The sequence below is a fragment of the Bifidobacterium sp. UTCIF-39 genome, assembly GCF_006408715.1.
GTDB lineage: Bacteria > Actinomycetota > Actinomycetes > Actinomycetales > Bifidobacteriaceae > Galliscardovia > Galliscardovia tissieri.
In genome coordinates this window covers 1-5,890 of sequence record NZ_JEOG01000040.1, presented here as the reverse complement: position 1 = coordinate 5,890, position 5,890 = coordinate 1, and the positions used below count along the sequence as shown (strand labels likewise).

Sequence of the window (5,890 nt, the reverse complement as noted above, 5' to 3'; positions counted from 1 at the left end):
TTGTTGGCCACGGCATTATGCGATTTCGGATCGTCGAGCTTGGTGTGATATACAATCCGATACTGTTGCCTTCCGGCGTCCTTGGGGAATGTATAGGTGAAGCTGTTGGCGTTGGGGTCCAACGTGCCGGTGGCGTAGATGTTTTCGTTGTTTTCGTTGGCGCCCTTGTAGATGGTGTAGGAGCCGTCGTAGTGATGGCCGGGCTGCAGGGTATCGGTGAAGACGTATCGTCCCATATCGGCTTTGAGCTGGCCTCCGTTAAGGTTCACCGTCCACTTGATGCCTGCGTTGCCGTCGGTGGCTCCGTCGCCCTTGTCTACCATTCGATAGGAGAGATCTGGCGTGGTGTCGGCGCCGTTCGGATGCCCGCCACTAGGATCGCTGCCGTCCCACTGCCATGTGGCGGTATTCTTGGCGTCATCAAGCTTTTTGCCCTGCGCGAGCAGTTTGAGTGCCTCTTCGGAAAGACTCGCCTTGTAGGTGAGTTTGTGGCCGTCGCCGTCGGCGGTCTTGACATTACCGAGTCTGATCGTGGCCTGCTGTCCGTTTGCGGAGACGTTGTCTTCGGGGATGGCTGCGCCGTCGAGCTGGAAGCTTCCGGCCACGAACCGGAAATTCGACCCCATGGTGTCGGTGACCACCATGTTCTTCACGTCGAACTTGTTTCCGAGCGTGATGGTAAAGGTCACAGTGCCGTCGTCGTTGACCGTCCAGTCCTTCCTTCCGCTCACTTCGGTCTTGTCGAATGTGATGGTGATGCTTGAATTGGTGCCGGGAAAGGTGACGGTCTCTTTGTCGTCGTTCCCAGTGCCGTCGTCCTTGAGCGTGAATTCAAAGCTCACAAACGACTTAATATCGGAAGGATGCTGACGCAGCCAGTCTTCGTTCCACTTCTCATAGGCCACACCGTTCGTGATCCACCACGTACCGGCCACGTTGCCCTGATTGTCGAACAGTTCGCTTGGGTTGACGTTCTTGACGCCAATGTTGTCCGGGAATGTGTAGAAACGTGTGGGGCTTTCCAGCGTGGGCTTTTCGGACTCATCCCAATCCCATTCGATGTATCCGTAGAGCGTCCCGCCTACTTGAAGCTTGTCGACGGTGGAATCGAACGGAGCCATGTGCTCCATGTCCTTGTACAGCTTGACGCTGACCTTGGTCTTGGACCCATCCGTGCCGACTTCAACGGCAGGGGCATCGGGATTGTAGATGTCATCGCCTTCGACCGCACTGGCGACGCCAATGCCGATGCCGCTCAGCAGCATCGCGAAAGCCGCGATGAATGCAACCCCCATTTGCCATACCGAGTTCCTGAACAGACTCATGGTGTCCCCTCGTACCACTCGTTACTGCACTAAATCGAACCACACTACCCACTATCAACATTGGCTGCACCTCAGGACATGGTGCACCAGTTTGCCTCCCCGTGCCAGAGACCCTCCATGGTCATATTCCCCTGCTGGCGCTTCGATAGTGGCAGCACTCAATCGCGTTGTTAGCGTGACAGGGAAACGCTTTACCGCCACCTACAGCAGGACGGTGAACACAAACGGTAGAGCGATGACGAGGATTAGAAGAATGACAGTGCCCACCCATACGGCTGGGCGGCCCATATTGACCGTCCATCCGGCGCCAAAGCGCTTGGGCACCCAGATGGTTGGGTCGTTGCGGTTCACGTAGATGATGCCGCCATACCAGTAACGTTCCTCATCCCATGGGCTCGTGTCGTCGTCAGTGCCGTCGTTGTTCGCACTGCCATCGTTCGATATTGCTCCGTCATTGACCGAGCCATGCTGTCCGTAGAACAGCATGACCATGATGCCGCCGATGAGCGCGAACGCACCGGCGAACGCACCGGTCAGTCCGACCAATCCCAGATCGAGCACGCCGATCGTACCGAGTTGTATGGTCATGCCGATGCCCAGGGTCGTGACCACGCCAACGAGCAGCACATACACGCTCCACGCGCGTGCCATCGTCGCATACCGCCGCGTTGGGTTTGTCGGCGAATCTGTGTTGACCTGACGCTTCGCATATAGGACGGCGGCATGAGCGCCAGTCATCACTGCGGCGAGAATCAGTTCCGTCAGCGGCGCGAACCAGATCACGGACGGGCTTTTATCGGCCCATCCGTTGACGATGCCGGCGGCGTCCGTATGGATCGGCACCCGTTGCGGCATATGGTCGTAACCCGCATACCCGACAGTTATCGTCGCGGCTATCACCAAGACGTAGACGAGATCACACCATAGCGTCAGAGGCCGCGGAATCATGTCGTCGTCGGCGATCACCATACGTTTCGCGCCTGCTGTCGTCCAGCCGCGCTCGCGTTTGATGGCGATCACTCGTCTACGGAACCGTTGCTGGATTGCGAACCCGGCGATCATTACCAAGACCGACAGAACTGACGCGCACCAGAACGTCATTGTCGCGCCGGCCAGCCGCCATAGTACGAAGCACGCGAGCACCGACACTGCCCCGAGCGCGCCGACCACTATCGAGAAGACGATGCGATAGCGTCGGATAGGCGCATCAGCGAACGTATCCGGCGGCACGGTGACGCCGAACACTTCGTGCCGGCCTACCACCCAAGGTACGATTGCGATGCCGATTGCGGTCAGTGCCGGTAGCAAGAGAAGCACGATCATGGTGGCGACACCCGTTATGGTCGTTGGACTGCTATGCATCGGATCCTCCTGATTGATGATCGGCGTTTGCTGATTGTCCGTTGCGACGGTCTTGTCTTGGTGTTGTCAGTGTCTGGAATTCCTTCGTGTAACGGGCCACTCCGATCACAATCCTAATTATCCCACCGGCGAGATGGACCCGGAGCGACACCGAGGCTCATCGCGTAGGGGAGCCGTACACAGTCCCTGCATAATACCGAGCGTGGCTCATATGGTTTGCAATGCGTGGACTTACACTTGGAATAACGATGTTCATAGAGTCGGCAGGTGAATGGTGGAACCGATTTGGACTGTGAATGAAACGCAGGCATGGCGTGATGCCGCGATGGGCAGGAACGATTGCGACCGGCTCGACAGCGAGGAATGGGATGGGCCGGTACGTCAGTATTTCGGTTTCTGGAACGGAGATGACTGGGCATCCAACTTCCATCCGGCACCCTTTGTCGTCGATTGGGAGGATACCGATGGTTCGGTGACCAAGCTGCAATTCGAGTGCAGCGAACAATGGTTCATATTCCGCAAGGCGTGGCGGTTCCACGATCAGACCGCGATGGATGCTGTGATGCAACCGGGACTGGAACCCCGCCAATACAAGGCGATCGGCCGCGGCGTAAAAGGATTCGACGTGGTCGTATGGGATAGGGAATCGTCCGGATACATGTTCGAGGCGTTGATGTTCAAGTTCACCCAGAATCCCGAACTCGCGAAACAGCTGACGGATACGGGTGATCAAGTGCTGGTCGAATGTTCACCGTTCGACACCATCTGGGGTGCCGGACTTGGCAAGCAGACGAAGGACGGTCGGGCCGATGAGCGGTGGAAGGATTCATGCAACTGGCGTGGGAAGAACAAACTCGGCTTTCTGCTGATGGATGTACGTGACATCCTGAACGCCGGCGCCACGCCGTTCGATTTCCAATACCGACCTTTCATCGAACTGATCCCTCAATTGGATAGGCCGGCGAACAATCTGTACAAGTGGATCTACCCCGAGTTCCATCAGGAAGGCGTGATTCCTCTGAGCTGGTGTGACTACGGGCCTGCTGTGGATCAATGGTGGGATCTCATCTATGAGACTCCTGGATGGGAGAATTGGCGTGCGGTGTTGACGAATTCCGACATCGAGCCGTGGCAGACATTGGAGTCTGGGGACTATGCACAGCTCAATGCCAAACAGGTTCAGGCATTGATGACATGGCTGACCCGCCGTGAACGTTCCGACGAGGGGACGATCGGCGAATCGCTGGAGAACGGATGGCTGCTCAATCTGCTCAAACGACTCCGCGACATCGGCAGGGATCTGGAACGGGACGTTCGGAGCGGCAGGATTTGAACCTGCGGCATCCTGTACCGTCAGGGGGTTGTTTTGCAAAAACCGGCTGCTTTGGATGGGGTGAATATCGTTGGAATCAAGCCGATTCTGGATTTTGGGAAGTTTGGTTGATCGGGCTGGGATTGGTTCATCGTGACGGTCATCGTTACCATCTCGTTACCGTCCTTGTCGCATGTGGGAGGGGGAGGAGTGCCGGCGTGTCGCAAGAAGTTTGAATTGCGCCGACAGACAACAGTGTTCCCGGTCAAAATGCAGTCGAGACGTTGGAAAACCATAACTATGGGCGCCTTGCACAAAGCGCCGTCACTCTTGACTGGCTGCGAATCCAGTCGGCGGCTTTCGGGTCGATGACGCGGGCGATCCAATCTAGATTCGCGCACTGCCCGTCGAGATACCGGTTCTCGTCCGTGAGGTTGTCGAGCACCAGATGCTCCTGGTGCGACAGTCGGTTGCGCAGGTCGCGCATTGTCTTGACGTGATTTTCGAATACGGCGCGCTTGCACGATGGGTAGTTCGGCATGCCGCCGTTCGCTGGATCCCGCAAAGCCCTCCACACGGTCTGTTCCAGTCTGGAGGAGAGCAGGAAACACCATGAACCGAGCGACATGTCGGCGATTACGCGTCCGGGCGTGACCGGTTTGCCTGAATGCCGTATCTGCCGCTCGATCTCCGTAACCGAGGTTTCGAACCGTCTTGTCTTGGACGAGTTGAACCGGAACCTTGCGTCGTTTCTGTACCAGTCCTCGTGCCCGCAGGCTCTGGCGAGGCGCTCGGACATGAAATTGCGCAGCAGCACCTCCACGTGAGCGATGTCTTCGAGCAAGGCCTTGGAAATCCGTCCGTTCCACACGTACAGGTCGATCACGTCGCAATCGGTTGTCTGCGAGGAGCGCACGTACGTGCTCATGCGCTCGGTCGAGAACCATCGTTGCAGGTCGGCAAGCGTGACAGGTTGACTTTCAGGACTCATGACGGCTACACTGCTAGCGAATGCCCTGGAACGTCACTCATGCGAAGCATCATGAAACCCCGGGGATTTTTCTTTTCTGCACGGCCAATTGAGGTTAAAGTCAGCGGTCATCGTTACCGAATCGTTACCACAGCGGCCTTCCGCCTCGAACGGTGAAACCCAAATTCCATGCGGGAGTAGGGCTCTCTGTCGGGCTAGCCGGATTTGAACCGGCGACATCCTTTTTGATAATTGTTGCTGTTTCTTTTATTCAGATTCTCAAGAGTTTCCTCTTTATTTAAAATCCATGGAAACAACAACTTTCCCTTGTGTGTGAGAAGATACAATATAACGAATGGCTTCTTTCGTGTCCTTGACGGAATAGATTTTGTCTATATAAGGTAACAATTTGCCGGTTTCTGCCAGCTCTTTTGCATAAGACAAATAATCTTTTTGAGGCATAATAGGTCCAGCAAAATAAGAAAAATTCCTTGATATAAAGGAAAGGAGGAATGCTTTGCTTACTTGTTTCACATTTCCTCCCACGCCTACGAAAATCCCGTTTGGTTTTAAAAGTCGTTTATAGTCTTTCATGGAATTGCAGCCATTCACTCCTATAATTGCATCAAACTTTGTCTGCACTTTCGTAAAATCTTCTTTTTTGTAGTCGATTACGTAATCGCACCCCATCTGTTTGGCTAGTTCAAGATTGCGGGTGCTGCATACACCAGTTACGTTTGCGCCCATACTTTTGGCTAATTGCACCGCATATAAACCGACGCCGCCCGAAGAGCCGTAAATCATAACTTGCTGGCCTGCTCTTACATTCCCTTTGCGAAGTGCGCCTAACGCGGTTTCAAAAGAAATGGAAATAGCAGATGCCTGTTCAAAAGTCATATTTTGAGGTTTTACGCAAACATG

General features: G+C 55.1%; 5 protein-coding genes. 1 reads left to right on the top strand and 4 read right to left on the bottom strand.

The window, feature by feature from the left end:
• Both EP30_RS10760 and EP30_RS10755 read right to left on the bottom strand, forming a co-directional pair.
• The coding region (locus EP30_RS10760; protein ID WP_140558669.1) for a collagen binding domain-containing protein at positions 1 to 1,325 on the bottom strand (1,325 nt) is incomplete at its 3' end.
• A gap of 201 nt (positions 1,326 to 1,526) precedes the next feature.
• The gene (locus EP30_RS10755; protein ID WP_140558667.1) at positions 1,527 to 2,687 is read right to left on the bottom strand and encodes a DUF1648 domain-containing protein; all 1,161 of its coding nucleotides are present in this window, start codon (positions 2,685 to 2,687) and stop codon (positions 1,527 to 1,529) included.
• A gap of 292 nt (positions 2,688 to 2,979) precedes the next feature.
• Between EP30_RS10755 and EP30_RS10750 the strand changes: the two genes are divergently transcribed.
• Positions 2,980 to 4,020 (top strand): NADAR domain-containing protein, encoded by a 1,041-nt coding sequence (locus tag EP30_RS10750; protein WP_181160889.1) that lies wholly within the window; start codon positions 2,980 to 2,982, stop codon positions 4,018 to 4,020.
• Positions 4,021 to 4,297: 277 nt separating this feature from the next.
• Here the strand turns inward: EP30_RS10750 and EP30_RS10745 are convergent, their stop codons facing one another.
• Positions 4,298 to 4,990: an Abi family protein gene (locus EP30_RS10745; protein WP_140558663.1), complete on the bottom strand. Its 693-nt coding sequence runs from the start codon at positions 4,988 to 4,990 to the stop codon at positions 4,298 to 4,300.
• Positions 4,991 to 5,263: 273 nt separating this feature from the next.
• Positions 5,264 to 5,890 (bottom strand): NAD(P)-dependent alcohol dehydrogenase (locus EP30_RS10740; protein WP_219846828.1); only part of this gene is annotated, 627 nt, incomplete at its 5' end.